Origin of the sequence: Piscinibacter sp. XHJ-5, from assembly GCF_029855045.1 — a bacterium.
Lineage (GTDB): Bacteria > Pseudomonadota > Gammaproteobacteria > Burkholderiales > Burkholderiaceae_C > Albitalea.
Map to the genome: position 1 here is coordinate 381,316 of NZ_CP123228.1, position 26,383 is coordinate 407,698.

Annotated in this window: 25 protein-coding genes; 13 read left to right on the top strand and 12 right to left on the bottom strand. The window is 70.7% G+C overall.

The genetic code is table 11. The features are described from left to right. Position 1 precedes the first annotated feature (1 nt). Positions 2-3,565 (bottom strand): indolepyruvate ferredoxin oxidoreductase family protein, encoded by a 3,564-nt coding sequence (locus P7V53_RS01840; protein WP_280153776.1) that lies wholly within the window; start codon positions 3,563-3,565, stop codon positions 2-4. Between the two features lie 127 nt (positions 3,566-3,692). Between P7V53_RS01840 and P7V53_RS01845 the strand changes: the two genes are divergently transcribed. From P7V53_RS01845 to cynS, 4 genes are all read left to right on the top strand, one after another. Continuing rightward, positions 3,693-4,229, top strand: a complete 537-nt coding sequence (locus tag P7V53_RS01845) for an Lrp/AsnC family transcriptional regulator (RefSeq protein ID WP_280153777.1) — start codon at positions 3,693-3,695, stop codon at positions 4,227-4,229. A gap of 1 nt (position 4,230) precedes the next feature. Then, entirely contained in the window at positions 4,231-5,316 is a 1,086-nt protein-coding gene (locus P7V53_RS01850; RefSeq protein WP_280153778.1) for a diguanylate cyclase, read from the top strand. A 38-nt stretch (positions 5,317-5,354) separates the two neighbouring features. Beyond that, positions 5,355-6,647, top strand: coding sequence for an Nramp family divalent metal transporter (locus P7V53_RS01855; RefSeq protein WP_280153779.1), 1,293 nt, complete (start codon positions 5,355-5,357; stop codon positions 6,645-6,647). Between the two features lie 112 nt (positions 6,648-6,759). Next, complete coding sequence (gene cynS / locus P7V53_RS01860; protein ID WP_280153780.1) at positions 6,760-7,203, top strand: cyanase; 444 nt, start codon at positions 6,760-6,762, stop codon at positions 7,201-7,203. A 12-nt stretch (positions 7,204-7,215) separates the two neighbouring features. On the opposite strand, the gene P7V53_RS01865 is transcribed toward cynS, so the two are convergent. From P7V53_RS01865 to apaG, 3 genes are all read right to left on the bottom strand, one after another. Further along, the gene (locus P7V53_RS01865) at positions 7,216-8,001 is read right to left on the bottom strand and encodes a class I SAM-dependent methyltransferase (protein WP_280153782.1); all 786 of its coding nucleotides are present in this window, start codon (positions 7,999-8,001) and stop codon (positions 7,216-7,218) included. 15 nt (positions 8,002-8,016) lie between these two features. Next, entirely contained in the window at positions 8,017-9,183 is a 1,167-nt protein-coding gene (locus tag P7V53_RS01870) for an MltA domain-containing protein (RefSeq protein WP_280153784.1), read from the bottom strand. Positions 9,184-9,311: 128 nt separating this feature from the next. Further along, positions 9,312-9,686 carry a Co2+/Mg2+ efflux protein ApaG gene (apaG, locus tag P7V53_RS01875; protein ID WP_280153785.1) on the bottom strand — a complete coding sequence of 125 codons (375 nt, stop codon included), beginning with the start codon at positions 9,684-9,686 and terminating at the stop codon, positions 9,312-9,314. A gap of 45 nt (positions 9,687-9,731) precedes the next feature. On the opposite strand from apaG, the gene rpe reads away from it, so the two are divergent. Further along, a complete protein-coding gene (gene rpe / locus P7V53_RS01880; protein WP_280153786.1) occupies positions 9,732-10,415 on the top strand; it encodes a ribulose-phosphate 3-epimerase in 684 nt (227 codons plus the stop codon). Between the two features lie 7 nt (positions 10,416-10,422). Here rpe and P7V53_RS01885 read toward each other — a convergent pair whose 3' ends face one another. Genes P7V53_RS01885 through P7V53_RS01900 form a run of 4 tightly spaced genes read right to left on the bottom strand, consistent with a single transcriptional unit; the run spans position 10,423 to position 14,639 of the window. Further along, positions 10,423-10,743, bottom strand: coding sequence for a hypothetical protein (locus P7V53_RS01885; protein WP_280153787.1), 321 nt, complete (start codon positions 10,741-10,743; stop codon positions 10,423-10,425). Beyond that, the gene (locus tag P7V53_RS01890) at positions 10,743-13,274 is read right to left on the bottom strand and encodes a cbb3-type cytochrome c oxidase subunit I (protein ID WP_280153788.1); all 2,532 of its coding nucleotides are present in this window, start codon (positions 13,272-13,274) and stop codon (positions 10,743-10,745) included. Before P7V53_RS01890 ends, P7V53_RS01885 begins: the two co-directional genes overlap by 1 nt. A 7-nt stretch (positions 13,275-13,281) precedes the next feature. Continuing rightward, positions 13,282-14,223: a c-type cytochrome gene (locus P7V53_RS01895; RefSeq protein WP_280153789.1), complete on the bottom strand. Its 942-nt coding sequence runs from the start codon at positions 14,221-14,223 to the stop codon at positions 13,282-13,284. Next, the gene (locus tag P7V53_RS01900) at positions 14,220-14,639 is read right to left on the bottom strand and encodes a c-type cytochrome (protein ID WP_280153790.1); all 420 of its coding nucleotides are present in this window, start codon (positions 14,637-14,639) and stop codon (positions 14,220-14,222) included. Before P7V53_RS01900 ends, P7V53_RS01895 begins: the two co-directional genes overlap by 4 nt. Positions 14,640-14,660: 21 nt before the next feature. Between P7V53_RS01900 and P7V53_RS01905 the strand changes: the two genes are divergently transcribed. From P7V53_RS01905 to P7V53_RS01920, 4 genes are all read left to right on the top strand, one after another. Further along, positions 14,661-15,554 carry a c-type cytochrome gene (locus P7V53_RS01905; RefSeq protein ID WP_280153791.1) on the top strand — a complete coding sequence of 298 codons (894 nt, stop codon included), beginning with the start codon at positions 14,661-14,663 and terminating at the stop codon, positions 15,552-15,554. Between the two features lie 88 nt (positions 15,555-15,642). Then, positions 15,643-16,065, top strand: a complete 423-nt coding sequence (locus P7V53_RS01910; protein WP_280153792.1) for a PaaI family thioesterase — start codon at positions 15,643-15,645, stop codon at positions 16,063-16,065. Then, entirely contained in the window at positions 16,062-16,634 is a 573-nt protein-coding gene (locus tag P7V53_RS01915; protein ID WP_280153793.1) for a GNAT family N-acetyltransferase, read from the top strand. The genes P7V53_RS01910 and P7V53_RS01915 overlap by 4 nt, the downstream gene beginning before the upstream one ends. Before the next feature lie 5 nt (positions 16,635-16,639). After that, the gene (locus P7V53_RS01920; RefSeq protein ID WP_280153794.1) at positions 16,640-17,041 is read left to right on the top strand and encodes a DUF3574 domain-containing protein; all 402 of its coding nucleotides are present in this window, start codon (positions 16,640-16,642) and stop codon (positions 17,039-17,041) included. Between the two features lies 1 nt (position 17,042). Here P7V53_RS01920 and P7V53_RS01925 read toward each other — a convergent pair whose 3' ends face one another. The 3 genes from P7V53_RS01925 to P7V53_RS01935 are packed head-to-tail and all read right to left on the bottom strand — an operon-like array spanning position 17,043 to position 19,097. Then, positions 17,043-17,435, bottom strand: a complete 393-nt coding sequence (locus P7V53_RS01925; RefSeq protein WP_280153795.1) for a DUF3037 domain-containing protein — start codon at positions 17,433-17,435, stop codon at positions 17,043-17,045. Then, positions 17,413-18,195, bottom strand: a complete 783-nt coding sequence (locus P7V53_RS01930; protein WP_280153796.1) for a HipA family kinase — start codon at positions 18,193-18,195, stop codon at positions 17,413-17,415. Before P7V53_RS01930 ends, P7V53_RS01925 begins: the two co-directional genes overlap by 23 nt. A gap of 32 nt (positions 18,196-18,227) precedes the next feature. After that, a complete protein-coding gene (locus tag P7V53_RS01935) occupies positions 18,228-19,097 on the bottom strand; it encodes a helix-turn-helix domain-containing protein (RefSeq protein ID WP_280153797.1) in 870 nt (289 codons plus the stop codon). A gap of 369 nt (positions 19,098-19,466) precedes the next feature. Here P7V53_RS01935 and P7V53_RS01940 point away from each other — a divergent pair, with 369 nt between their 5' ends. The 4 genes from P7V53_RS01940 to P7V53_RS01955 are packed head-to-tail and all read left to right on the top strand — an operon-like array spanning position 19,467 to position 25,718. After that, entirely contained in the window at positions 19,467-21,152 is a 1,686-nt protein-coding gene (locus P7V53_RS01940; protein ID WP_280153798.1) for a type I secretion system permease/ATPase, read from the top strand. Continuing rightward, positions 21,149-22,495 (top strand): HlyD family type I secretion periplasmic adaptor subunit, encoded by a 1,347-nt coding sequence (locus tag P7V53_RS01945; RefSeq protein WP_280153799.1) that lies wholly within the window; start codon positions 21,149-21,151, stop codon positions 22,493-22,495. Before P7V53_RS01940 ends, P7V53_RS01945 begins: the two co-directional genes overlap by 4 nt. A 22-nt stretch (positions 22,496-22,517) precedes the next feature. Beyond that, the gene (locus P7V53_RS01950; protein WP_280153800.1) at positions 22,518-22,775 is read left to right on the top strand and encodes a hypothetical protein; all 258 of its coding nucleotides are present in this window, start codon (positions 22,518-22,520) and stop codon (positions 22,773-22,775) included. A 45-nt stretch (positions 22,776-22,820) separates the two neighbouring features. Beyond that, positions 22,821-25,718: a calcium-binding protein gene (locus P7V53_RS01955; RefSeq protein WP_280153801.1), complete on the top strand. Its 2,898-nt coding sequence runs from the start codon at positions 22,821-22,823 to the stop codon at positions 25,716-25,718. Between the two features lie 69 nt (positions 25,719-25,787). On the opposite strand, the gene P7V53_RS01960 is transcribed toward P7V53_RS01955, so the two are convergent. Then, positions 25,788-26,264: a GNAT family N-acetyltransferase gene (locus P7V53_RS01960; protein ID WP_280153802.1), complete on the bottom strand. Its 477-nt coding sequence runs from the start codon at positions 26,262-26,264 to the stop codon at positions 25,788-25,790. Between the last annotated feature and the right edge of the window lie 119 nt (positions 26,265-26,383).

The following is a 26,383-nucleotide window of genomic DNA, read 5'->3' on the forward strand; positions in this document are numbered from 1 at the left end:
CTCACGCCGCCTTCTGCGCGCCACCGCGCCACTGCGCCATCAACCCGTCCCACTTGGGCCGCGCGGCCAACAGGTGCCGCTCCTTGACATGCCCGTATCCGCGGATGTCCTCCGGGATGCGGGCGATCTCGATGGCGAGCGGCAGGTTGGCGGCAGTCAATCCGCGCAGCAGCTCCTCGATGCAGTTGCGGTACTCCCCGATCAGCGCCCGCTCCATCTTGCGCTCCTCGGTGCGGCCGAACAGGTCGAGGGGCGTGCCGCGCAGGCCCTTCAGCTTGGCCAGCACGCCGAAGGCCTTCAGCATCCAGGGGCCGTACGCTTGCTTGACCAGCTCGCCCTTGTCGTTCTTCTTCGCCACCAGCGGCGGCGCGAGGTGGTAGTTGAGCTTGTAGTCGCCCTCGAACTGCGACGCGATCTTGTCGAGGAAGGACTTGTCGGTGTGAAGCCGCGCCACCTCGTATTCGTCCTTGTAGGCCATCAGCTTGAACAGGTAGCGCGCCACCGCCTCGGTGAGCCTGGTCGACTGCAGCGGCTGCTCGGCGGCGCGCACCTTGTCGACGAAGGCCCGGTACTGCGTCGCATAGGCGCCGTCCTGGTAGCCGGTGAGGAATTCCACGCGCTGGCGGATCAGGTCGTCGAGGTTGGTCGACTTGCGCACGAACTGCACCACCTGCGCGGGCTTGAGCAGCGCCTGCACTGACGCCAGGTCGTGCGCGGCGCGGCGGCCCCATTCGAAGGCGGCCTTGTTGTTCTCGACCTGCACGCCGTTGAGCTCGATGGCGCGGATCAGCGCCGCGTGCGTGAGCGGGATGCGGCCCTTCTGCCAGGCGTAGCCGAGCATCAGCGGATTGGCGTACAGCGAATCGCCGATCAGCTCCACCGCGATCTGGTCGGCATCGAGCGCGCCGATGTTGGCCGCGCCGGCGGCCGCCGCGATTGCGCTCTCGCAGTGGCCGGCCGGGAACTGCCAGTTCGGGTTGCCGACGAAGGCGGCCGTCGGCGAGCCGTGGGTGTTCAGCGCGACGAAGGTGCGGCCTTCGCGCATCGTCGCCAGGCTGCTCTTGTTCGCCGCGACGATGGGATCGCAGCCGATCACGACATCGGCTTCAGCCGTGCCGACCTTGGTCGTGTGGATCGCCTCCATGCGGTTGGCGATCTGGATGTGGCTCCACGTCGCGCCGCCCTTTTGCGCCAGGCCCGCGGCATCCTGCGTGACGATGCCCTTGCCCTCGATGTGCGCCGCCATGCCGAGCAGCTGTCCGATCGTGATGACCCCCGTGCCGCCGACGCCGGCCACGACGATGCCCCAGGCGGTCTCGGCCAGCGGCAGCGACGGCTCCGGGATGGCCGGCAGCGCGAACGGATCGGGCCGCGTCTTCGCGCCCTTCCTTGCGCTCTTGAGCGCGCCGCCCTCGACGGTGACGAAGCTCGGGCAGAAGCCGTTGACGCAGGAGTAGTCCTTGTTGCAGCTGTTCTGGTTGATGCGCCGCTTGCGGCCGAACTCGGTCTCCACCGGCTCGACCGACAGGCAGTTGCTCTTGACCGAGCAGTCGCCGCAGCCTTCGCACACCAGCTCGTTGATGACCACGCGCTTGCTCGGCTCGACCAGGGTCCCGCGCTTGCGGCGGCGGCGCTTCTCGGTGGCGCAGGTCTGGTCGTAGATGATGGCCGTGGTGCCCTGGAGCTCGCGGTACTCGCGCTGGATGCGGTCGAGCTCGTCGCGGTGGTGCACCGTCACGCCGGCCAGCAGGTCGACGCCCTGGTACTTGGCCGGCTCGTCGGTCACGATGCAAAGCCGGGAGACGCCTTCGGCCTTCAGGCTCTGCATGATCTGCAGCACCGAATGACCCTCGGGCCGCTCGCCCACCTGCTGCCCGCCGGTCATCGCGACCGCGTCGTTGTAGAGGATCTTGTAGGTGATGTTGACGCCGGCCGCGATGCTTTGCCGGATGGCGAGCAGGCCGCTGTGGAAATAGGTGCCGTCGCCCAGGTTCGCGAAGATGTGCCGGTCGGTCGTGAACGGCGCCTGGCCGACCCAGGGAACTCCTTCGCCGCCCATCTGCGTGAAGGTCGACGTGGACCGGTCCATCCACACCACCATGTAGTGGCAGCCGATGCCGGCCACCGCGCGCGAGCCTTCGGGCACGCGGGTGCTCGTGTTGTGCGGGCAGCCGCTGCAGAACCACGGCGTGCGGTCTCCGCTGGAGACTTCGAGCGCCTGCAGGCTGCGCTCCTTGGCTTCGATGATCGCGATGCGCGCATCCATGCGCGCGGCCGTGTCGGCGTCGACCCCGAGCTTCTTCAGCCGCTTGGCGATCGCCTTGGCGATGAGCGAAGGCGTGAGATCGGCTTGCGCGCGCAGCAGCCAGTGACGGCCCGGATTCGCATGCGACCACTCGCCGCCCGAGCTGTCGCCGTCGCTCTCGTCGAACTTGCCGAGCACCGTGGGCCGCACGTCGGGGCGCCAGTTGTAGAGCTCTTCCTTGAGCTGGTACTCGATGACCTGGCGCTTCTCCTCGACGACCAGGATCTCCTGCAGCCCGAGCGCGAAGTCGCGCGTGATGGTGGCCTCGAGCGGCCACACGACGTTGACCTTGTGCAGCCGGATGCCCAGGCGCCGGCAGCTGTCATCGTCCAGGCCGAGGTCGTGCAGCGCCTGTCGCGTGTCGTTGTAGGCCTTGCCGCTGGCGATGAGGCCGAAGCGGTCGTTCGGGCCGCTGATGACGTTGTGATTGAGCTTGTTGGCGCGCACGTAGGCGAGGGCCGCGTACCACTTGTAGTCCATCAGCCGCGCTTCCTGCTCCAGCGGCGGGTCGGGCCAGCGGATGTGCAGGCCGCCGGGCGGCATCTGGAAGTCCTCGGGCAGGACGATGTCGACGCGGTCCGGGTCAACGAAGACGCTGCTGGCGGATTCGACGATCTCCTGGATCGTCTTCATGCCCGACCACACGCCGGCGAAGCGGCTCAGCGCGAACGCGTGCAGGCCCATGTCGAGGATGTCCTGCACCGACGACGGGAAGAACACCGGCAGTCCGCAGGCCTTGAAGATGTGGTCGCTCTGGTGCGCCGCGGTGGAACTCTTGGCGATGTGGTCGTCGCCGGCGATCGCGATGACGCCGCCGTGCCGGGCCGTGCCTGCCATGTTGGCGTGCTTGAAGACGTCGGAGCAGCGGTCCACGCCCGGGCCCTTGCCGTACCAGATGCCGAAGACGCCGTCGAACTTCCTGCTCTGCGGATAGAGGTCGAGCTGCTGCGTGCCCCAGATGGCGGTGGCGCCGAGCTCTTCGTTGACCCCGGGCTGGAAGACGATGTTCTGCGCCGCCAGGTGCTTCTTCGCCGCCCAGAGCGCCTGGTCGTAGGTGCCCAGCGGCGAGCCGCGGTAGCCGCTGATGAAGCCCGCGGTGTTGAGGCCGGCGAACGCGTCGCGCTTGCGCTGCAGCATGGGCAGGCGCACCAGCGCCTGCACGCCGCTCATGAAGGCGCGGCCGTTCTCCAGGCTGTACTTGTCGTCCAGCGAGACGGTCTCGAGCGCCCTGCGGATCGACTCGGGCAGCGGTGCATTCATGGGCGGAGGCTCCTCGTAGCGAAGGCGACAAGTTTAGGATGGCGTGCCCTAGAAGTCTTTTCTTTCTGTGCCTGATATGCCGGGTCTTCAGCAATAATCTTGCTGTGAAGAACGGCAGATCGGAAGAATGAAGCCAAAACCAACCCTGGCCAGGAGCGAGCCGGCCGACACGGCGGAGCCGCACGGCGCAACGCTGGACCGCTACGACATCGCGATCCTGCGCGAGCTGCAGGCCGACGCGCGGCTGTCCAACACCGAGCTCGCGTCGCGCATCGGGCTCTCGGCGGCGCCCACCTGGCGGCGCGTCAAGTGGCTGGAGGAGCAGCGCTACATCACCGGCTACCGCGCGGAGATCGATCGCCGCCGCATCGGCCTGGGCGTGCTCGCGTTCGTGCGCGTCGATGCGATGCGCAACACCGCCGCCGACACGCGCGCGCTGGAAGACGCGATCCGCACCATCCCCGAGGTGATCTCGTGCCACTACATCTCGGGATCGGGGACCTTCGAGCTGCAGGTGATGACGACCGACCTCGACGCGTTCTCCCGCCTGTCGCTGGAGACGCTGCTGAACCTGCCCAACGTGAAGGACCTGCACACCAGCTTCTCGCTCGGCGAAGTGAAGAGCGGCGGCGCGCTGCCGCTGGGCCACCTGCGGGCGGGCTGACATGCTGGACCGCCTGCTCGGCCAAGAGCCGCGCCAGCGCATCCGCCTCCTGCGGACCTCGATCGCGATGCTGCTGATGGGCGCGAGCGCGGCCGGGGTCCTCTACCTGGCGTGGGCCGGCGTCACGCCGCGGGCGCAGGCGCTGTGGTGGACCTTGCTGACGCTGGGCAGCTTCATCGGGTTCTTCGCCCTGATCCGCAGCGGCTTGAACCGGCGTTTCGCCGACCCCTCGCTCACGGTGGCGCAGATGGTCGTCGCGTTGCTGAGCAGCGTGTGGGCGTACGCGATCGTCGGCCCGGGCCGCGGCGCGGTGTTCCCCACGCCGATCGTGGTGCTGATGTTCGGCATGTATTCGCTGCGGCCGCGCACGGTGCAGCGCCTGGCCTGGCTGGCCATCGCGCTGTTCGGCGCGACCATGACGACGATGGCGCTGCGCGACCCCGCGGTCTACGCGCCGCGCATCGAGGTCGTGCACTTCTTCGTGCTGTCGGTGATGCTGCTCGCGGTCGGGACGCTGGCGGGCCAGCTCAGCCGGCTGCGCCAGCGGCTGCGCTCGCAGAAGGCGGAGCTCGTCAAGGCGCTGGAGCGCATCCAGGACCTCGCCACGCGCGACGAGCTCACCGGCCTCATCAACCGTCGCTCCATGCAGGAGGTGCTGCAGCTCGAGCACCAGCGCTGCGTGCGCTCGGGCCATCCGTTCTGCGTCGTGATGGTCGACCTGGATCACTTCAAGCACATCAACGACACGCTGGGCCATGCGGCCGGTGACGCCGTGCTGCGCGCCTTCGCCGCCGAGGCTCGTGCGGTCATTCGCGTGTCGGACGTGCTGGGCCGATGGGGCGGCGAGGAGTTCCTGCTGCTGATGACCGACACCCGGGGCTGGCTGGCCCGGCAGGGGGTCGAGCGGCTGCGCGAGCGCGTCGCGGCGTTGCATCCGGCGGTCGGCGCCTCTTCTCTGCAGCTCACGCTGTCGGCGGGGCTGGCCGAGCACCGCGCCGGCGAGCCGCTCGCCGACACCATCGCGCGCGCCGACCAGGCGGTGTATGCGGCCAAGGCCCAGGGACGCAACCGCGTGGTGCTGATGTAGCTCGGGCATGTCGTTTGCCAGTGGTGCGCAGCCCATTCATGGACACCGCACAGCACACCGCCGAAGAAAAGCCTCGCTCGGGCGTGCCGTCCTTCCTTCGCAAGGTCGGCCCGGGCATCGTGACCGGCGCCGCTGACGACGATCCGTCCGGCATCGCGACCTATACCCAGGCCGGCGCGCAGTTCGGCACAGGCGTGCTGTGGACGGTGTTCCTCACGATGCCGTTCATGATCGCGATCCAGCTCGTCAGCGCGCGCATCGGACGTCAATCGGGCAAGGGCATCGTCGCCAACCTCAAGACGCAGGCACCGCGCGGCTTCGTCTACGCCATCGTCGCGCTGCTGCTCATCGCCAACACCATCAACATCGCCGCCGACATCGCGGCGATGGGCGCCGGGCTCGAGCTGGTGATCGGCGGCGCGCCGCAGGTCCATGCGCTGCTGTTCGGCGTGGCGACCGTGCTGCTGCAGGTGTTCGTGCCGTACCGGCGGCTCGCGCCCATCCTGAAGTGGCTGACCTTGAGCCTGTTCGTCTACGTCGGCGCGGCGTTCACGATCCGCATTCCCTGGGGCCAGGTGCTGCACGACCTGGTGGTGCCGCAGATCGTGCCGACGTCCGCGTTCTGGATGACGCTGGTGGCCATCTTCGGCACCACCATCTCGCCGTACCTCTTCTTCTGGCAGGCGTCGCAGGAGGTCGAGGAGATGCAGCAGCAGGGCATCCGCCCCAGGCGCGAGAAGCTGCGCCACATCTACCGCGCGATCCAGCGGATGCGCATCGACACCGTGATCGGCATGCTGTTCTCGAACACGATCGCCTTCTTCGTGATGCTGATGGGCGCGGTCGTGCTGCATGCGGGCGGACAGACCGACGTCGCGACCGCGGCGCAGGCCGCCCAGGCGCTGCGCCCGCTCGCGGGGGACCTGGCGTTCTCGCTGTTCGCCGTCGGCATCATCGCCACCGGCATGCTGGCCGTTCCGGTGCTCGCGTCGTCGGCCGCGTACGCCGTGGCCGAGGCCTTCGGCTGGCCCGAGGGGCTGGAGCGGCATTGGCGCGAGGCGCGCGGCTTCTATGGGATCGTGATCGTCGCCACCCTGGTCGGCACGCTGCTGGGCTTCACGCCGATCAACCCGATGAAGGCTCTGGTGTGGGCGGCGGTGATCAACGGCGTGGTCGCCGTGCCCATCATGGCCGCGATGATGCTGCTGGCCGCCAATCCGGAAGTGATGGGACCGCTGGTGGTGCGGCGGCACACGCGAGTGCTCGGCTGGGGCGCGGTCGGCGTGATGGCGGCGGCGGTGGTGATGATGGGGCGCGACATGATGGGCTGAGCGCGTGGCATGGCGCTTGCACCGGCGAGTCCGGCCCGGCAGGTGCACCGAACGAGTGCTCGGCTCGCGGCCGCGTCTTCATCACGCTTTCCACCGGCGAGGAGCCACCGTCATGAGCCGTCTCGAAGTCACCGAGAAGATCGTCGCGACCAAGGTCGCCAAGGGCCTCAAGTGGGCCGACGTGGCCCGCAAGGTCGGGCTGAGCAAGGAATGGACGACCGCCGCGTGCCTCGGCCAGATGACGCTGACGGCCGAGCAGGCCCAGGTCGTCGGCGAGATCTTCGGCCTCACGGACGCCGAGCAGAAGTGGTTGATGGTCGTGCCGTACAAGGGCTCGCTGCCGACGGCGGTGCCCAGCGATCCGCTGATCTACCGCTTCCACGAGCTCGTCAGCGTGTACGGCACCACGTTCAAGGAGCTGATCCACGAGGAATTCGGCGACGGCATCATGAGCGCGATCGATTTCAGGATGGACCTCAAGCGCGAGCCGCATGCCGCCGGCGACCGCGTGAACATCGTCATGAGCGGCAAGTTCCTGCCGTACAAGACCTACTGACACCGACGCGCCTCACAGGCGGATCAGGTGCGCATCGACGCGATGCCACACCGTGAACCGCGGCGGCGCGATGCGCTCGAGCAGGCGCGCATGCTCGGCGTCGAACGCCTCCACCTCGTCGGCTGACAAGGTCGCGCCGACCCCGCGGCAGGCCCGCATGCGGCCGCGCCACGCTTCGCGCGTGAACGGCACTGCCTCGTCGAACCAGAACATCGCCGCCACCTGCGCGCGCCCGACCGTCCAGGACGGCACGCTCGGCACCCGGCCGTCCCAGTGCGCGCCCTGCCACGCCGGGTTGAAGTGCAGCACCAGCTGCTCGCTGGCGCGCGCCAGCGCGTCCGCTTGCGGCAGCCAGCTGAAATGCGTGGTCACCAGCATGCCGCCGGGCCTCAGCACGCGCCTGAGCTCCGTGCAGGTGCGCTCGACATCGAAGTACATCCAGCATTGGCTCGCCGTGACGACGTCGAAGCTCGCGTCGGGGTGCGGGCAGGCCTCGGCCGGCGCCACCTGGAAGTCGATCGACAGCCCGTCGCGCTGCGCCTGCTCCTGCGCCGCTGCGATCTGCCCGGCCGCGATGTCGGTGCCGGCGACGACGGCACCCCGGCGGGCGAACTCGCGCGCGACCAGTCCCGTGCCGGTGCCGATGTCGAGCAGACGCTGGCCAGGCAGCCCGATGCCCAGCAAGGACAGCATGTCGTACAGCCGCTGCGGCGGTCCGGGACGGTGCGCGGCGTAGTCGCCGGACGTCCGGCTCCAGTCGATGTGCCGACCGGGATCGATGGCGCTCGGGTCGTGCATGGCGCGTCCGGGGCCCTACGGCTGGCGCGGCCAGAGGACCCACATGCGCAGCGGCTGCTTCATGCGGCCCGCCTGCTGCTCGGCCTGCTCGCCCCAGCCCCAGAAATAGTCGGCGCGCACGCCACCGGTGATGGCGCTGCCGGTGTCCTGGGCCATCACGACGCGGCGCAGCGGCGTCGCTGTCAGCGGCTCGGTGGTGTCCAGCCACACGGGCGTGCCGTACGGCACGCTCAACGGGTCGACGGCGATCGAGCGGCCGGGGGTCAGCGGCACGCCTTGCGCGCCGCGCGGCCCGAGCGCCGGATCGGGCAGCGGCTCCTCGCGGAAGAACACGACGCGCGGATTGCTCCACAGCAGCTCCTGGACGCGCCGCGGGTTCTTGCGCGCCCAGCCCTTGATCGCCGGCCACGATGCCTGGTCGGTCGCCAGCTCGCCCTGCTCGATCAGCCATTTGCCGACCGACTTGTACGGCTGCTCGTTGTGGCCGGCGAAGGCCATGCGCACGAGCTTGCGGCTGCCGTCGGACTCGGTGAGCTGCAGCCGTCCGGAACCCTGGATCTGCAGGATCAGCACGTCCATCGGGTCGGTGACGAAGGCCAGCTCGCGCCCGCGCAGACCGGCCTTCGCCGCGGGCAGGGTGTCGAGCTGCTCGCGCGTCCAGTAGGGCTTGCGCGCGGCCAGGTCGGCAGGCGGCTGGTGCAGCGGAACGCGATAGCTCCCACGCGGCGTGCGGCTGGCCTCCACCAAAGGCTCGAAGTAGCCGGTGACGAGTCCCTCGGCGCCGTTGTCGAGCGACTCCACGCGCCACGGCTGCAGGTGCTGCTGCAGCCACTCGCGCGCGGCGGCATCCGAGGCCGGCGCCGCGCTGCGGGCCTGCGCGCACAGCCGCGTCCATTCGGGCGCCGGCTTGTCGCAGCTGCGCAGGAGCGCGGGCCACAGCTCGGCAGTGCGGTCGTCATACCAGCCGGGCAGGTCGAGCCAGTCGACGGCGATCCAGCGCGAACGCGGGCGCGTCAGCGTCGCGGCATCGCGAGGACCGGCAGGCGCGGCAGCAGGTGACGTCGCCGGCGCGGGCGACTTGTCGACGACCGGCGGGGGCGATGGCGGCAGCGGCGTCGAGCACGCTGCGAGCACTCCTAGAATCGCGGTCCACGCGGCTCGTCGGAACGACTTCAACATCATGTGGGTGATTCTGCTGGAAGCCCTGGGCGCGCTCGCACTGCTGGTGCTGATCGTCTGGTGGACCATGTTCTCGGGCCGCCGCGGCGGCGAGCGGCGCAAGCCCGGCGACGAGGGCTGATCCAGGCCGATCAATGCAGCGAGGACGCCAGCGTGAGCCCGAATTCCGCGATCGGCGCCTCGAACGGCCACGCATCCTCGGTCATGCAGAAAAAGGTGCCGCGCATGGTGCCGTTGGGTGTGCCCAGGCGCGTCCAGCTGGTGTACTCGAACTGCTCGCCGGGCCGCAGCAGCGGCTGGTGGCCCACCACCGCGAGGCCACGCACTTCCTCGGTGTGGCCGTTGGCGTCGGTGATGATCCAGTGCCTGGCGATGAGCTGGCCCGTCACCTCGCCGCTGTTGACGATGGTCACGGTGTAGGCGAAAGCGTACTGCCCCGCGTCCGGTTGCGATTGCTCGGGCAGCGGACGTGCCGCGACACTGACGGTGAACTGGGGTTGGGCCATTGATCCATTCTAGGGACCCGATGGGTGCCCTTCTAGAATTCCGTGATGAGCGCCAAGACCTATCGCATTGCCCCCAGCATCCTGTCCGCCGACTTCGCCCGCCTCGGCGACGAGGTGCGCAGCGTCATCGACGCGGGTGCCGACTGGATCCACTTCGACGTGATGGACAACCACTACGTGCCGAATCTCACCTTCGGTCCGATGGTCTGCGAGGCACTGCGCCGGCACTCGGTGCGCGCGGATGGCACGCCGGTGCCCATCGACGTGCACCTGATGGTGCAGCCGGTCGACGCGCTGGCGCAGGCCTTCTGCAAGGCGGGGGCCGACCTCGTCAGCTTCCATCCGGACGCCTCGGCCCACGTCGACCGCACGCTGCAGGTCATCAGGGGTGAAGGGCGCCAGGCGGGGCTGGTGTTCAACCCGGCAACGCCGCTCGATGTGCTCGAGTGGGTCATCGACAAGGTCGACCTGGTGCTCGTCATGAGCGTGAACCCGGGTTTCGGCGGACAGAGCTTCATTCCCTCGGCGCTGCGCAAGATCGAGCGGGCGCGTCGTCTCATCGACGCGAGCGGTCGCGACATCCGGCTCGAGGTGGACGGCGGCATCAAGGTCGACAACATCCGCCAGGTGGCCGATGCCGGCGCCGACACCTTCGTCGCGGGCAGCGCCATCTTCGGCCAGAACGACTACCGGCGTGTGATCGACGCGATGCGCGAGCAACTGGCCTGATGCCGCTTCAGCCGAAGCGGCACGTCGTCGTCAACAGGAACACCGGCACCAGGCTCCACGCGATCCCGATTGCCGCGAGCAAGGCGCTGACCGCGCTCACGACGGCCAGCAAGCCCTCGCGGCGCGTCCGGCACGCGCGCACCAGCTGCCACGAAAGCGCGACCAGCGCGAGCGCGCTGGCCGCCAGCAGCGGCCCACGGACCCACGCCCCGCTCAGGCCCGCATGGCAGGCGGCCGCCACCCACCCATAGCAGAAGGCGAACTGGCCGGCCCACAGCCACAGCGGCGACGAGCCGCGCAGCACCCCGCGCAGAAGCGGCGAGCGCATCACGACAGCCACCCCGCGACGGCGTGGGGCCACACGGCGACGATGACGCCCTGCGCGCAGGCGTAGGTCCACAGCAGCAGCACGTTGTCGAAGGTCGCGCGCTGGCGCGGCGTCACCAGGCCTTGCCAGATGCGCGCGCCGAGATAGCCCGCGACCAGCGGCAGCAGGGCGACCTGCCACCCGTGGTAGGCCAGCAGCGCGGCCACCGTCGCGCTCCAGGCCTGCGCCGTCGGCTCCAGTCCTGCCTGCCGGTGTGCACCGAGCAGCATGCCGAAGGCGACGAGCGCCAGCGCCGTCGCGAGCAGCAGCGGCACGCAATGGCGGCGCGCCAGTGCGCCGCCTTCGAGGCGCCGTCCGCTCCACCACAGCAGCACGGCACTGGCCACGCCGGCCGCGCTCGACGCTGTCACGGCCGACCACGAGGGCAGCGCCGCCGACGCCGGCGGACAGACATCGGCGCGCAGCGCCACATGCAGATGCGAGAAGGCGATCGAGGCCAGCACGGTCGCATCGACGACCAGGAAGATCACCGTGGCCCACCACGACGGCGCTTGCCGTCCTGCCCCGCCCACCGGCAGCCGCACGCCCGCGGCCACGTCCGCGACGGCCACGCCGGGGCTGCGGTCCGACTGCCACAGCCACGCGATGGTCGAGCCGACCGCAACGGCGCCGAAGGCCGTCGCGAGCGCCACCCACTTCACGGTCAACAGCAGGAAGAAGCCCGCGGTGCCGATGCCCGCGACCAGCGGCAGCAAGCTGTCGCCCGGCAGCACGGCGACGTGATGCGGCAGTGCCGCCCGCGGCGTGGTCACCAGCGTCTCGCGGCCGCCGGTCGCAGTGCCGGGCAGCCAGTGCCGGCCCTCGGTCAGCTCGTCGCCCAGCGATGGGTGGCGCCACAGCGGATCGCGCCCGTCGACATCGGGAATGCTGCGCAGCCCGTGCGCTTCGGTCGGCAGCCATTCGAGCGTCGGCGCACGCCACGGGTTGCCGTGCGGCTGCCGTGGGCGACGCAGGCTCTGGACGAGCGACCAGGTGAACAGCGCCATGCCCGCGCCGAGCACCGCCGCGCCGATCGACGACAGCAGGTTGGGCCACTCCCACCCGAGCCCGGCCTCGTAGCTGGCCACGCGTCGCGGCATGCCCAGCAAGCCGGCGATGTGCATCGGAAAGAACGCGAGATGAAACCCGCCGAAGATCAGCGCGAAGGACCAGCGTCCGCGGCGTTCGTCGACGCGGCGTCCGTTGACCAGCGGGAGCCAGTAGCACAGCGCCGCGAGCACCGGGAACAGCGTGCCGCCGATCAGCACGTAGTGCAGGTGGCCGACGACGAAATAGCTGTCGTGCGCCTGCCAGTCGAAGGGCAGCACGGCGACCATCACGCCGGTGAGGCCGCCCAGCACGAAGGTGAACAGGAAGCCCAGCACGAACAGCATGGGCGTGTGCAGCACGATGGTGCCGCGCCACAGCGTGGCGATCCAGGCGAACACCTGCATCGCGGCGGGCACCGCGACCGCCAGGCTCGCTGCCGAGACGAAGCTCATCGACAGGCTGCCGAGGCCCGCGGTGAACATGTGGTGCGCCCACAGCGCGAAGCTGAAGAAGCCGACGGCCAGCAGTGCCGCGACGATGGCACGATGGCCCGCCAGCGGCGTGCCGGTGAGCGCCGGAACGATGGCCGACACCATGCCGGCGGCGGGCAGGAAGATGATGTAGACCTCGGGGTGGCCGAAGAACCAGAACAGGTGCTGCCACAGCAGCGGATCGCCGCCTCGCGCGGCGTCGAAGATGGGCCAGTCGAAGGCGCGCTCCACCTCGAGCAGCGCGGTGCCGGCGATGACGGCGGGGAAGGCGAACACGATCATCGCGCCGACGATCAGCATCGCCCAGGCATACACCGGCATGCGGCCGAGGCTCATTCCCGGCGCGCGCGTCATCAGGATGCCGAGGATCAGCTCGATCGCGCCCGCGATCGCGGAGATCTCGATGAAGCCGATGCCCAGCAGCCAGAAGTCGGTGTTGAGTCCGGGCGAGTGCACGCGACCGGTGAGCGGCGGGTACATGAACCATCCACCGTCCGGCGCGAGCCCGACGAACAGGGTGCAGAAGAACGCCAGCCCGCCGATCGCGTACGCCCAGTACGCATAGGCCGACAGGCGCGGGAACGGCAGGTCGCGTGCGCCCAGCATGTTGGGCAGCACATAGACCGCGATCGCTTCGACGACCGGCACGGCGAAGAGGAACATCATCACCGTGCCGTGCATCGTGAACACCTGGTTGTAGGTGGCCGCCGACAGCAGCGTGCTGCCCGGCACCGCGAGCTGGGCGCGCATCAGCAGTCCGAGCGCGCCGGCCAGCAGCAGGAACAGCAGCGCCGTGCCGATGTACAGCAGGCCGATGCTCGTGTTGTCGACCGCGCCCAGCCGCCGCCAGCCGCGCGGACGTCGCCAGGCCTCGCGCAGCCGCTGCAGCTCGATGCCGGGTCGCGGCAGCGGATTCGGCAGGCGGCGCTCGGGTGCGGCACCGGTGCTCATCGGCGTGTCACTGCAACTGCCCCAGGTAGTCCGCCAGCGCGGCCCGCGTGGGCGCGTCGAGGTGGCCGAAAGACGGCATGCGCGCGCCGGGCTTGAGCTGTTGCACGTCGGCAATCCAGCGCGCCAGGGCGCCCGCGTCGTTGCGCAGCACGCCCGCGCCGAGGAACAGCCGGCCGCCCACGTGCGTGAGGTCGGGGCCGCCGATGCCGCTTTCCGACACGCCGCGCAGCGGATGGCAGGCCGCGCAGCCGCCGTCGAGGAAGGCGCGCCGGCCGCGTTCCTGCGCTGCGTCGCGCGGTGCGGCGGCGGGCCGCGCTTCGCGCGCGAGCCAGGCGTCGAATTCGGCCGGCGGGAGCGCGATGACGTGCAGCGCCATGCGGGAGTGCTGCTCGCCGCAGAACTCGGCGCACTCCCCGCGCTGCACGCCGGCGCGGCTGGCGGTGATCATCAGCCTGTTCGTGCGGCCCGGCACCAGGTCCATCTTGCCGCCCAGCGTCGGGACCCACACGCTGTGGATCACGTCGGCCGACGTCAGTGCGAGCCGCGCCGCGCGCCCGACCGGCAGGCGCAGCTCGTTGGCGAGGGCGATCTCGCGCCCGCTGACAGGATCGCGGTAGTGGACCTCCCACCACCACAGGTGCCCGGTGACGGCGATGACCAGGGGCGCGTCCACCGGGGCCTCGTCCAGTCCGCGCGTGCGCCAGGTGCTGTAGAGCAGCAGCGCGCTCAGCACGACCACCGGAAGCGCGATGCCGCCCCCCAGCACCCACCACGCGGTCGGGATGGCGGGCTTGCGTCGGGCGAAGCTCGCCGCGACGAGCGCCATCGTCAGCACGAAGATCACCGATGCGCCGACGATCAGCACCCAGCTGACCTCGGCGAGTGCATCGGCCTGCACGCCGGCGGGCGACAGCACCGACGGCGGCTCGACGACCGACGCGGCGCTCATCGCAAGGACAGGAGATAGGCGGCGATGTCGCGCGCATCGCCGGGCGACACGCCGAGCTTGGGCATCGTCGTGCCGGGCACGGCCGCCGCCGGGTCCTGCAGCCAGCGTTGCAGCGCCTGCGGGCCATTGGGCAGCTGGCCCGCGATGTAGCTGCGGCGCGCGAACTGCGCAAGCGAGGGCCCGATGCGGCCTTCGGCGGCAGGGACGTCCGGGATGGTGTGGCACCGGCCGCACTGGTACTGCGCCATGAGGTCGCGGCCGCGATCACGATCGCCCTGGGGCACCGTGGTGAAGCGCGCGTCGGGCGGCGACGCCGGCTGGCAGCCGGCCACGGTGACCATCACGGCAAGGGCCGCCGCAAGCGTGGGCACGCCGCGTGCTGGGCGAAAACAGGCGGACGCGCGCAGGCGAGTCATGGTGACTTGGGATCAAGAAACATGCCCGGCTCGGTCCGCATGAAGACCGTGCTCGCGACGCTGCTGATCGCCGCGCTGCTGGCGCTCGCAGGCATGGCCGTGTTCATCGCCGGCGGCTTCTACGACATCTCGGCGACCGAGCCGCACACGCCGCCGGTCCATGCGCTGCTCGAGGCCACGATGCGCCGCTCGGTCAAGGTGCGTGCGGCCGACATCGTGACGCCGCCGCTCGGCGATGCCGCGACGGTCGAGCGTGGCGCCGCCTGCTACCGCGACCACTGCCTGCAATGCCATGGCGGCCCCGGCGTGCCGCACGGCGACATCGCCAAGGGGCTGCAGCCGCTGCCGGATCCGCTCGCGGGCGCGGTGCGCCAGTGGCGGCCGCGCGAGCTGTACTGGATCGTGCGGCATGGCATCAAGATGAGCGGCATGCCGGCCTGGGAGACCCGCCTGCCCGACGCCGATCTGTGGGCGGTGGTCGCCTTCCTCGATCGCCTGCCGGAGCTGTCGCCTGCGGCCTTCACCGAGACCCTGGCCGCAACGCGCGGCGCTCGCTGCCTCAGCGCGTCGCAGGGCTGCGAAAGCCCGGGCTGCCGGCCCATCGAAACCGCCGACACCCATCCGCTGCAGCATCGCGATGCGCAGGAGCGGGCGAAGCTGCTGCTGCGCCAGTACGCCTGTCCTGCCTGTCACATGATCCCCGGCATCGTGGGGGCGCAAACGCATGTGGGACCGCCGCTCGCGGGACTGGGACGGCGCGAGCGCATTGCCGGCAAGCTGCCCAACGACGCCGACAACCTCGTGCGCTGGATCCGCTCGCCGCAGAGCGTGGATCCGTCGACCGCGATGCCCGACATGGGCGTCACCGAAGCGCATGCGCGCCAGATGGCCGCCTACCTCGAGTCGCTGCGCTGAAGGCGGCCCGGCTTTGCGGCAAGTTCTTCCAGCATCCGGGACGGGAACCTACACTCGTCCTCCCTCGTCATGCAAGTCGTCCTCGCCGGTGCCTGAAGCCATCACCCTCGCGGCCCTGCAAGCCATCCTGGATCCGCTGCTGCCGGGCCTTCTCGGCGTGCGCCTGCTCGAAGCCCAGGCCGATCGTGTCGTCGCCGAGCTCGAGGTGCGCCCCGAGCTGTGCACCACCGGCGGCGTGATGCACGGCGGCGCATTCATGGCCTTCGCCGACACGCTCGGCGCGGTGGGGACCTTTCTCAACCTGCCGCCGGGCCATCGCACGACCACCACGGACTCGAGCACCAAGTTCATCGCGGCCGCCCCCGTCCATGGCAAGGTGATCGGCGAAGCGGTCGCCCTGCATCGAGGGCGCACGACCCATGTGTGGCAGACCTCGGTCCGGCGCGCCGACGCGAAGCTGTGCGCCGTCGTCATCCAGACGCAGCTCGTCATCCCGGGAGACCCGCATTGAGCACGCCTTCGCTCGAGATCCATCCGTTGTCGCCCGCGCGGCTGCCCGATTTCCTGCACTTCTTCGACGGCGAAGCCTTCGTCGACAACCCGCGCTGGTCGTTCTGCTATTGCCAGTGCTTCTACGAGGACCACACGCGCATCGTGTGGAAGGACCGCACCGCCGGGCAGAACCGCGCCGCCGCCTGCGAGCGGGTGGCCGATGGCCGGATGCAGGGCTACCTCGCGTACGTGGATGGCCGGGTCGCCGGGTGGTGCAACGCCGCGCCGCGCCGGCTCATCCGTGCCCTCGACGACGAACCGATCGCCGACGCCGATGAGGTCGGCGCCATCATCTGCTTCCTGGTCGCACCGCCGTATCGCGGGCGAGGCGTGTCCACTGCGCTGCTGGCCGCTGCCTGCGAGGGGCTGCGCGCGCAAGGGCTGCGCATCGCCGAAGCCAATCCGCGGCCGAATGCCGCCACGCCGGCGGACAACCACTTCGGCCCGTTGTCGATGTACCTCGCCGCCGGCTTCACGGTGCACCGCACCGACAGCGACGGCAGCGTGTTCGTGCGCAAGGTGCTGTAGGCGGCATGCGGCGCTTCGTCCTCCTGGCCGCATGCACCGCGCTCGCCGGCTGTGCGTCCGCGCCGCCTGTCCCGTGCCGCGCCGGCGAGCAGCCGGCCGCATCGGACCTGCTGTATTTCGGCACCGCGAGGCCCCGCGGCGTGGTGTCGGCGCAGGAGTGGCAGCAGTTCCTCGAGCGCAGCGTCACGCCCCGCTTCCCGCAGGGCTTGAGCGTGTGGCCGGCTGCGGGGCAATGGCGCGGCGCCGACGGCCAGGTCGTGCGCGAGGGCTCGCATGTCCTGAATCTCGTACACCCGGACGACGAGGCCAGCGAGAAGGCGGTGCAGGAAATCGTGAGCGCCTACAAGGCGCAGTTCGAGCAGGAGGCCGTGCTGCGCGTCCGATCGCGCGCGTGCAGCTCCTTGTAGGCTACGCAGGCCGGCGCACCACCCGCTGCAGCAGCCGCTGCGCCGCCATCTCGAGGTCGTCCGCCCGTCCCGTGTGCACCGGCGAGGTCTGGATGCTGGTGCTGCGCGGCGCGACCAGCCAGTCGAAGCGCTCTCGCAACGACAGCCGGCCGACGGGGCCGGCGCGCTCGCCGCCTTCGCAGATCAGCGGCAGTGTTGCGAGCGTCGTGCGGATGGCTTCCAGGTCGGCGGCGGGATCCAGCGCCAGCAGCCGTGCCTCGTCGAGCTCGATGCTTGCCTTCAGAAAGCCGGCCCGGGCGCACGACACGATGACGCCGGCGTTGATGAACTCGCCGCGGTCGACCCGCGGGACCACCCGCACGATGGCGTAGTCATACAGATGCGGACTGGGCACGAAGCGCCTCCTCGACGAATGCGCGCGGCGACTGCAGGCGGCTGACCAGGTGATCCACGTAGGCGGCGCGATGCGCGTCGACGCCGTCGAACGCGGCCTCGCCTTCCAGCCACCCGTGCGGCACCAGGTCCACGACACGCTTGACCACGTCGGGCGTGATGCGGCGGGTGAGCTGCTCGTCGGCCTGCCCCAGCCCGGTGGCCAGGCGCAGGAGCACGTGGTCCTTGATCAGCGGGAAGGGGCGCCGGCTGCGTTCCGCCGGGCCGCTCCAGTCGTGGTGGAAGATGAGCGCGGCGCCGTGGTCGATGAGCCACAGCCGCCGATGCCAGCACAGCAGGTTGCTGTTGCGCGGCGTGCGGTCGACGTTGGTGATGAAGGCGTCGAGCCACACCACCGCCGACGCGACGTCCGCGCTCGGCGGCGCGGCGAGCGGGTCGAAGGTGACCGAGCCGGGCAGGAAGTCGAGCGCAAGGTTGAGGCCGGCGCTCGCGCGGATCAGGTCCTGGATCTCGGGATCGGGCTCGGTGCGGGCCATCTCGGGATCGAGCTCGATCAGCACGATCTCCGGCACGTCGAGTCCCGCCGCGCGCGCGAGCTCGCCGCCGATCAGCTCGGCGATGAGCGCCTTGCGGCCCTGGCCCGCGCCGCGAAACTTGAGCACGTACATGCCGTCGTCGTCGGCCTCGACCAGCGCGGGCAGCGAGCCGCCTTCGCGCAGCGGCGTGACGTAGCGGGTGGCGGCGACGGTGCGAAGCGGCATGGCGCCCGCATTGTCCCGCAGGCTGAAGATGGCTACAGGTACACGCTGCCGCCTCCGGTGATGGCACGGAAGGCTTCCGACATCGGCGTGGTGCTGGCGTGCACGAAGCGCTGCGGCGTGAGGCCGGTGAGCTCGCGCACCCGGCGCGACATGTGCGCCTGATCGGCGAAGCCCGCCGCGGCCGCCGCACCGGCCAGCGATTCGCCCCGGCGCACCAGCCGCGACACCATCTGCACGCGCGCCACCTGCGCCAGATGCCCTGGCGAGACGCCGAACCAGTGCGCGAAGTCGCGCTCGAGCTGCCGGCGCGACAGCAGCTCGTCGCCGGCGATGTCCTCGATGCCGGCCAGCGGCTCGGCCACCACGCGCATCGCAGCGCGCGCGGTGCGCATCGCCGCCGCGCTGACATGGCGCGGCGCCGCGGCACGCTGCTCCAGCCAGGCAGCGAGCGCGCGCAGCTTGCCCTCGAGCGAAGCGGCCCGCGCGACGTCCGACTCGAGCGCCCGCGTGAGCCGGCGATCGAGCAGCTCGTCGACGCGCGCGCGGATGCGCGGCACCGGCGCCAGCGGCTGGCTGCCGAGCAAGGTCACGGCGCCCAGCGGCGTGAGCAACGCGAACAGCGTCATGCAGTCGCCTGCCGGCACGAAAGACCCGCGCCAGCGGCGTATGCCGGTGAGGCGCGTGTTGTCGCCCAGCGCGCCCTTCTGTTCGGCCCCATCGGCGCCGCGGCCGAGCTGCACGCTGAGCACCATCGCTTCGTGCGGCGCCACGGCCTGCTCGATGGGCGGCACGCGGTCGACCTCGACCGCCATCAGGCCCGACACATACGGCGTCAGCGAGCCGGCGACCGGCATCACGATCGGCCGGAAGGCCGCGTCGACGGAGAGAGCGGTCTCGTTCATGCGCCGACCTACGACGGCGTGGCGTCGGCGGACGCATCGAGGACGCCCTTGCAAGCTAGGGGGTGAGCCGATGTCGGGATCCGGCGCACGGATCCGATTCACCGGGAGCGTCCTAGCTAGTGGCCTGTAACGGCCGATTCGGAAGTGCCTGCCGCGCAGGCGACGCGCATGGCGGCGTTGCAAATGCTCGCGATGCCTACGGGCATCGCTGCGCTTTGCGCCTTGCCCTGCGCGCCGCCTGCGCGGCCTTCACTCCCGAATCGACCGTTACAGGCCACTAGGGATCCCCGTGTCGCAAACCGACAAGAACCTGTCGGCCGGTCCACGGAATCATCCGCCCCATCCACTTCTTCTTCATCGAGCACTGCAATGCGCTGGCTGTTCGTTCCTGCCCTCCGACACTGGATGCTCCTCGCGGCCGCGGCGAGCCTGCTGCTGAATCTCGCGCTGCTGATGCCATCGCTGTACACGCTGCAGGTGTTCGACCGCGTGTTCGCGAGCCGCAGCATGCCGACACTGGTGATGCTGAGCCTGCTGACGGCTCTGGCGCTGGCCTTCGGCTACTGCATGGATGTCGGCCGCTCGCGCGCCCTGGCGGCGGCGGGCCGCCGTCTCGACGCGCTGCTCTCGCCGGCCGCGCTGCAGCGCGCATTGCGGCAAGCCGGCGCGGGACGTGGTCGCGAAGAGAGCGACCGGCTGCGCGACATCGCCACCCTGCGCCAGTTCCTCGGCGGCAGCGGCGTGCAGGCGCTGTTCGACGCACCGTGGCTGCCGATCTATCTGCTCGTCATCGGCCTCATGCATCCGCTGCTCGGCATCGCCGCGGCGGGCGGTGCGGCGGCACTGGCGCTGCTGGCCGTCGCCACCGAGCGCCTGACGCGCGAAGCGGCCGGCAACATCGTGCGCGACTCGCGGCGCGTGGCCCGTCATGCCGAGACGCTCACGCGGCACGCCGAGCTCGTCGTCGGCATGGGGATGGGAGCAGCCGCGGGTGCCGCATGGCGCGAGCAGCACGAGGCGCTGCTCGACGATCAGGCGCGGCTGGGCCTGCGCTCGTCGCGGCTTTCGGCGCTCGCCCGCATGGCGCGCCAGGGCGTGCAGATGGGCGTGCTCGGCATCGGCGCTTGGCTGGTGGTCGGCGCCGACGCGTCGCCCGGCATCATGGTCGCGGCCACCATCCTGCTCGGGCGCGCACTGCAGCCGGTGGAGCACCTGATCAGCGGCTGGAAGCAGCTGGTCGATGCACGTGGCGCGTGGCGCCGCCTCGCGCAGCCCGATGCCGGCGCGCAGCCGCCGCGGCTGCGCCTTCCGGCGCCGGCAGGGCGGCTGTCCGTCGAGCGCGTGGTGTACGCGCACGACCGCACGCGGCCGCCGTCGATCAAGAACATCTCCTTCGCCGTCGAGGCTGGCCAGAGCGTGGGCATCGTCGGCCCCAGCGGCTCGGGCAAGACCTCGCTGCTGCGGCTGATGCTCGGCGTGTGGCAGCCGCAGAGCGGCGCCGTGCGGCTGGACGACGCCGACATCGCCCACTGGGACCGGGATGCGCTGGGGCCGCACATCGGCTACCTGCCGCAGGACGTCTCGATGTTCGCCGCCAGCGTGGCGGAAAACATCGCACGGCTCGGCGCGGTGGATGCCGAGCAGGTGGTGCAGGCAGCGCGGCTCGCACAGGCTCACGAGATGATCCTGCGCCTGCCCGACGGCTATGACACACGCGTCGGCGACGGCGGCGTGCGGCTGTCCGGCGGCCAGCGTCAGCGCATTGCGCTCGCGCGGGCGCTCTACGGCGCGCCCAGGCTGGTGGTGCTCGACGAGCCCGATGCGCACCTCGACGCCGAAGGCGAGCTGGCGCTGCGCCTTGCGCTGCTGTCGCTGAAGACGTGCGGCACCACGGTGATCGTCGTCGGCCACCGCGCGGGGCTGATGGCGCAGATGGACAAGCTGGCGGTGCTGCACGACGGCGCGTTGGAGGCCTTCGGCCCGGCCGCGGCGGTGCTCGCCCGCATGAAGGGCAAACCGGCGCGCTCACACACCGGCAAGGAGGCCGCAGCATGAACGGATCGACGATGACCCCGGGCGGCGCGTTGGCCGACCTGCTGGCGCAGGCCGCGCCCGGCGACGACCGCCGCCGCGAGTGGCGCGCCGACGTGCGGCGCCTGGCGCTGCCGATGGCGGTGGCCGCGGCCCTGCTGGCCGCCTGGTCGGCGACCGCGCCGCTCGCCGGCGCGGTGATCGCGCCGGCGCAGGTGAAGGTCGAGCTCAAGCGGAAGACGGTGCAGCACCAGGAAGGCGGCATCGTGCGCGAGATCCTCGTGCGCGACGGGCAGACGGTGCGAGCGGGCGATCCGCTGCTGGTGGTCGGCGACCTGCGCACCGAGGCCGATTGGCGCCTGCTGCAGGACCAGCATCGTGCCGCGCGGGCACGGCTCGCGCGTGCCGAGGCGGAGAGCCGGCTGGCCACGCGCTTCGAGGCGCCGCAGGACCTTTCGGATGAAGCCGCCGCCGGCCACGTTGCCCGCGAGCGCTCGGTGTTCGCCGCGCATCGGCAGGCGCTGGACGAGCAGAGCGCGCTCGTGCAGGGACAGGTCCAGCAGGCGCATGCGCAGGCGGCGGCGCTCGAGTCGCAGATCGCCGCCACCGGGGTGTCGGGCAAGCTCTCGGACGAGGAGCTCGCGATCAACGAGAGCCTGGCCAGCCAGGGGTTCGTGCATCGCACGCGGCTGATCGGGCTGCAGCGCACGTCGGCCGACTACCAGAGCCGCCTCGGAGAACAGCGCGGCGAGCTGGCCGCGGCGCGCCAGCGCATCGCCGAGCTGCGCGCGCGTGTCGCCCAGCTGCGCATCGCCTACCAGACGCAGGCGACCGACGAAGCCAAGGAAGCGGCCGACCGCGTGCGCGAAATCGAGGAACGGCTGCGTCCGTCGAAGGACCAGCTCGAGCGCCAGGTCGTGCGCGCGCCCGTCGACGGCGAGGTGATGTCGCTGCGGGTGGCGGGGCCCGGCGCCGCGATCGCGCCGCGCGAGGCGCTGCTCGACGTGGTGCCACGGCACGAGAAGCTGGTCGTCGAAGGGCGCGTCGAGCCGCACGCCATCGAGCATGTCCACGTCGGCGGCACTGCCGAAGTGCGCCTGGTGACGGCCGATGCGCGGGATCTGCCGCCCCTGCCCGCGACGATCAGCTTCGTTTCCGCCGACCGCGTGACGCAGCCGGAAACCGGCCGCGCCTGGTACGACGTGACGGTGGAAGTGGATGCGCGCTCCCTGCAGCGCAGCCCGCTGCGCCTGCAGCCCGGCATGCCGGCCGAGCTGTTCGTGACGACCGGCGAGCGGACGCTGCTTGCCTACCTGCTGAAGCCGCTGCGGGCGTTCTCGCAGCGGGCGATGCGTGAGCCCTCCTGAATCAACCCATCCCATCATGACCATGAACGCCTCTCTCATCCATTGCCACACCGGACGCCGCCGCCTGGCCGTCCTCGCGGGCTGGCGCAACGCCGCCGCGCGCTTCGTCGCGACGGTGCTCGTCGCCGTCGTCTCGGCCGCCTGTGTCGGCGGACTGGAGACCGCGGCGCCCCTCGCCGTCCAGCGCAGCGCCCCGCCGGTCGCGTCGGACACCGCCTATTTCCCGAGTCAGTTCGCCCCACCGGCGGGTGACATCGAGCCCCTGCCGCCGCAGTTCTGACGGCGGTCCTCTCCCCACCTCCACCTCGCCCTTCAGGGAGTTCCCATGCCTTCATTCAATCCGCTGGACGCCCAACCCGTCCTCGCGACCCCCACGACCCGCAAGTCCGCGTCGACCACCGACCTCGCCAGCGCCACCCTCGCCGGCGACGTCACCACCCAGGCCGTCTCCGGCAGCTTCAGCTCGGGCGTGCTCAGCGTGTTCGGCGATGCGCTGGCCAACAACATGACGATCAGCCGCAACGCCGCCGGCAACATCCTCGTCAACGGCGGCGCCGTCGTCGTGGGCGGCGGCACGCCGACGGTGGCCAACACCAGCGTCATCCAGGTCTTCGGCCTTGCCGGCAACGACGTGATCACGCTCGACGAGTCGAACGGGGCGCTGCCGCGCGCCGTGCTGTTCGGCGGCACCGGCAACGACGTGCTGACCGGCGGCTCGGGCGCCGATCAGCTGTTCGGCCAGGGGGACAACGACACCCTGCTCGGCAAGGGCGGCGCCGACCTGCTGTTCGGCGGCGCGGGCAACGACGTGCTGACCGGCGGCGATGCCGACGACCAGATGTTCGGCGAGGCCGGCGATGACCGCATGATCTGGAACCCGGGCGACGACACCGACCTGCACGAGGGCGGCACCGGCATCGACACCTCCGAAGTCAACGGAGGCAACGGCACCGAGGTGTTCACCGCGACGGCCAACGGCACGCGCGTGCGATTCGACCGCCTCGATCCGGCGCCGTTCTCCATCGACATCGGGACCACCGAGAACCTCGTCGTCAACATGAACGGCGGCGACGACACCTTCTCCGCCACCGGCAACCTGGCCGCGCTGATCAAGATCACCGTCGATGGCGGCGCGGGCAACGACACCATCCTCGGCAGCAACGGCGCCGACGTGCTCCTCGGCGGCGACGGCAACGACTTCATCGACGGACAGCAGGGCAACGACACGTCCTTCCTGGGCGCCGGCAACGACGTCTTCCAATGGGATCCGGGCGACGGCAGCGATGTCGTCGAGGGGCAGGACGGTGCCGACACGATGCTGTTCAACGGCAGCGCCGCGAACGAGATCTTCGAAGCGTCGGCCAACGGCGGGCGGGTGCGCTTCACCCGCAACGTCGGCAGCATCGTGATGGACCTGAACGACGTCGAGCGCATCGATCTCAACGCGCTGGGCGGCACCGACACGGTCATCGTCAACGACATGACCGGCACCGACGTGACGCAGGTGAACGTCAACCTGGCGGGCACCCTCAACGGCACGAGCGGCGATGCCGCGGCCGACGCGGTGATCGTCAACGGTCGCACCGCCGCGGACACGATCGACGTCGTCGGCGCCGGCACGTCGTTCTCGGTGATCGGATTGCCGGCACTCGTGAACGTGGTCAACAGCGAGGGCGCGCTCGATTCCCTGGTGATCAACGCGCTCGGCGGTGACGACACGATATCCGCCACCACGCTTGCGGCGGGTGTCGTCAAGCTGACCATCGACGGCGGCGCCGGCAACGACACCATCTTCGGCAGCCAGGGCGCCGACGTGGTGCTCGGCGGCGACGGCGACGACTTCGTCTTCGGCGACAACGGCAACGACGTGGCGCTGATGGGCGCCGGCAACGACCTGTTCCAGTGGAACCCGGGCGACGGCAATGACACGGTCGAGGGCCAGGACGGCACCGACACCCTGCTGTTCAACGGCGCGAACATCGCCGAGAACATCAACATCGTCGCCAACGGCGGGCGCGCACTGCTCACCCGCGACGTGGCCAACGTGGTCATGGACCTGAACGATGTCGAGCGCATCGCGTTCAATGCGCTGGGCGGCGCCGACAACATCGTGGTCGGCGACCTGACCGGGACCGACGTGACCCAGGTCGACATCGACCTGCGCGGGCCCAACGGCGGCGGCGACGCGGCGGCGGACGCCGTCACCACGAATGCCACGCAAGGCGATGACGCTTTCAGCGTCGCGAGCGGTGCGGGCGGCGTCTCGGTCTCCGGACTGCAGGCCAAGGTGAACCTGTTCTTCCAGGAGGCGGGCGACCGGCTCACGCTCAACGGCCTCGGCGGCAACGACGTCATCGACGCCAGCGCCCTCGCCGCCGACAGCATCCAGCTGACGATCAACGGCGGCCTCGGCCTGGACCGGATGATCGGCAGCGCAGGGGGCGACCTGTTCAACGGCGGCGACGGCAACGACCTGGCGCTGATGGGCGCCGGCGACGACACCTTCGTCTGGAACCCCGGCGACGACAACGACATCCTGGAAGGCCAGGCGGGCAGCGACACCATGCTGTTCAACGGCGCCAACGTGGCCGAGAACATCGACATCGCGGCCAACGGAGGACGCGTGCGCTTCTTCCGCGACGTGGCCGCGGTGACCATGGACCTCGACGACGTCGAGACCATCGACTTCAACGCGCTGGGCGGCGCCGACAACATCGTCGTCAACGACCTGAGCGGCACCGATGTCGAGACGGTGAACATCGACCTCGGGGCGGCGAACGGCGCCGGCGACGCCGCGAACGATGTCGTCACCCTGGTCGCCACCAACGGCGACGACGCGATCGGCCTGTCGCTGCAGAACGGCGCGCTGGTGGTGGACGGCCTGGCGGCGCGCGTGGTCATCGAGCACTTCGAGCTGGGCGACCAGTTGCGCATCCTCGGCCTGGGCGGCGACGACGTCATCGACGCGAGCGCGCTGCTGGCCGGCGGTCCCGCCCTGACCTTCGACGGCGGCGCGGGAGCCGACGTGCTGCTCGGCAGCGGGGGCGCCGACACGCTGCTGGGCGGCGACGGAGACGACGTGGCCCTGGGCAACGACGGCGACGACGTGCTCGAAGGCGGCGCGGGCGACGACGTGCTGATCGGCGGCAACGGTCTCGACGTCCTGATCGACGGCGAGGTCGTCATCCAGGCGGTGGCGTCGCCTGCACCCTTCCTGGTCTAGGGATTTGCGTCCGGGGCCACGCCCCGGCCGTAAGTCTCTTCGGTGTGAGCGTTGGCAGGTTGGGGTGAGTCACTCACCGCCAACCTGTCTTTTTTTTTCCATGAACACGCTCAGCGGATCTTCCGCGTAGTCGCCGAACGGGCCGCGCCGCGTGAAGCCCAGGCGCTCGTACAGTGCCAGCGCCTCGGGCTGGCGGATGCCGGTCTCGAGCATCAGGCGTGTGCACCCGCGCCTGGCGGCTTCGGCCTCCAGCGCGCCGAGCAAGGCCTTCGCCAGGCCGGCGCCGCGCAGCGAGGGCCGCACGAACATGCGCTTGACCTCGCCGTAGCCGGCCTCCAGCACGATTGCGCCGCAGCCCACCGCTGCGCCCTGCGCATCGCGCGCCACCGCGAACAGCACGTTGGGGCGGCTCAGCGCCCCGATGTCGATGCCGTGGTGGCTCTCCGCCGGATAGAGCGGCTTCTGATAGGCGTCCAGCTCGTCGATCAGCGCGATCACATCGGGCTGGTCGGCGGCCTCCAGGGCGATGCGGAAGGCGGGATTCATGCGCAGGTGCAAGGCGTTGTCTTGGCAGGTCGGGGGGTGGGCCGGCGGAGTCCGGAGCCGGCCCCCCGAAGGGAAAGCATATCCCGGGGGAAACCCCGATGGGTTTCGCTTGCGCCAAA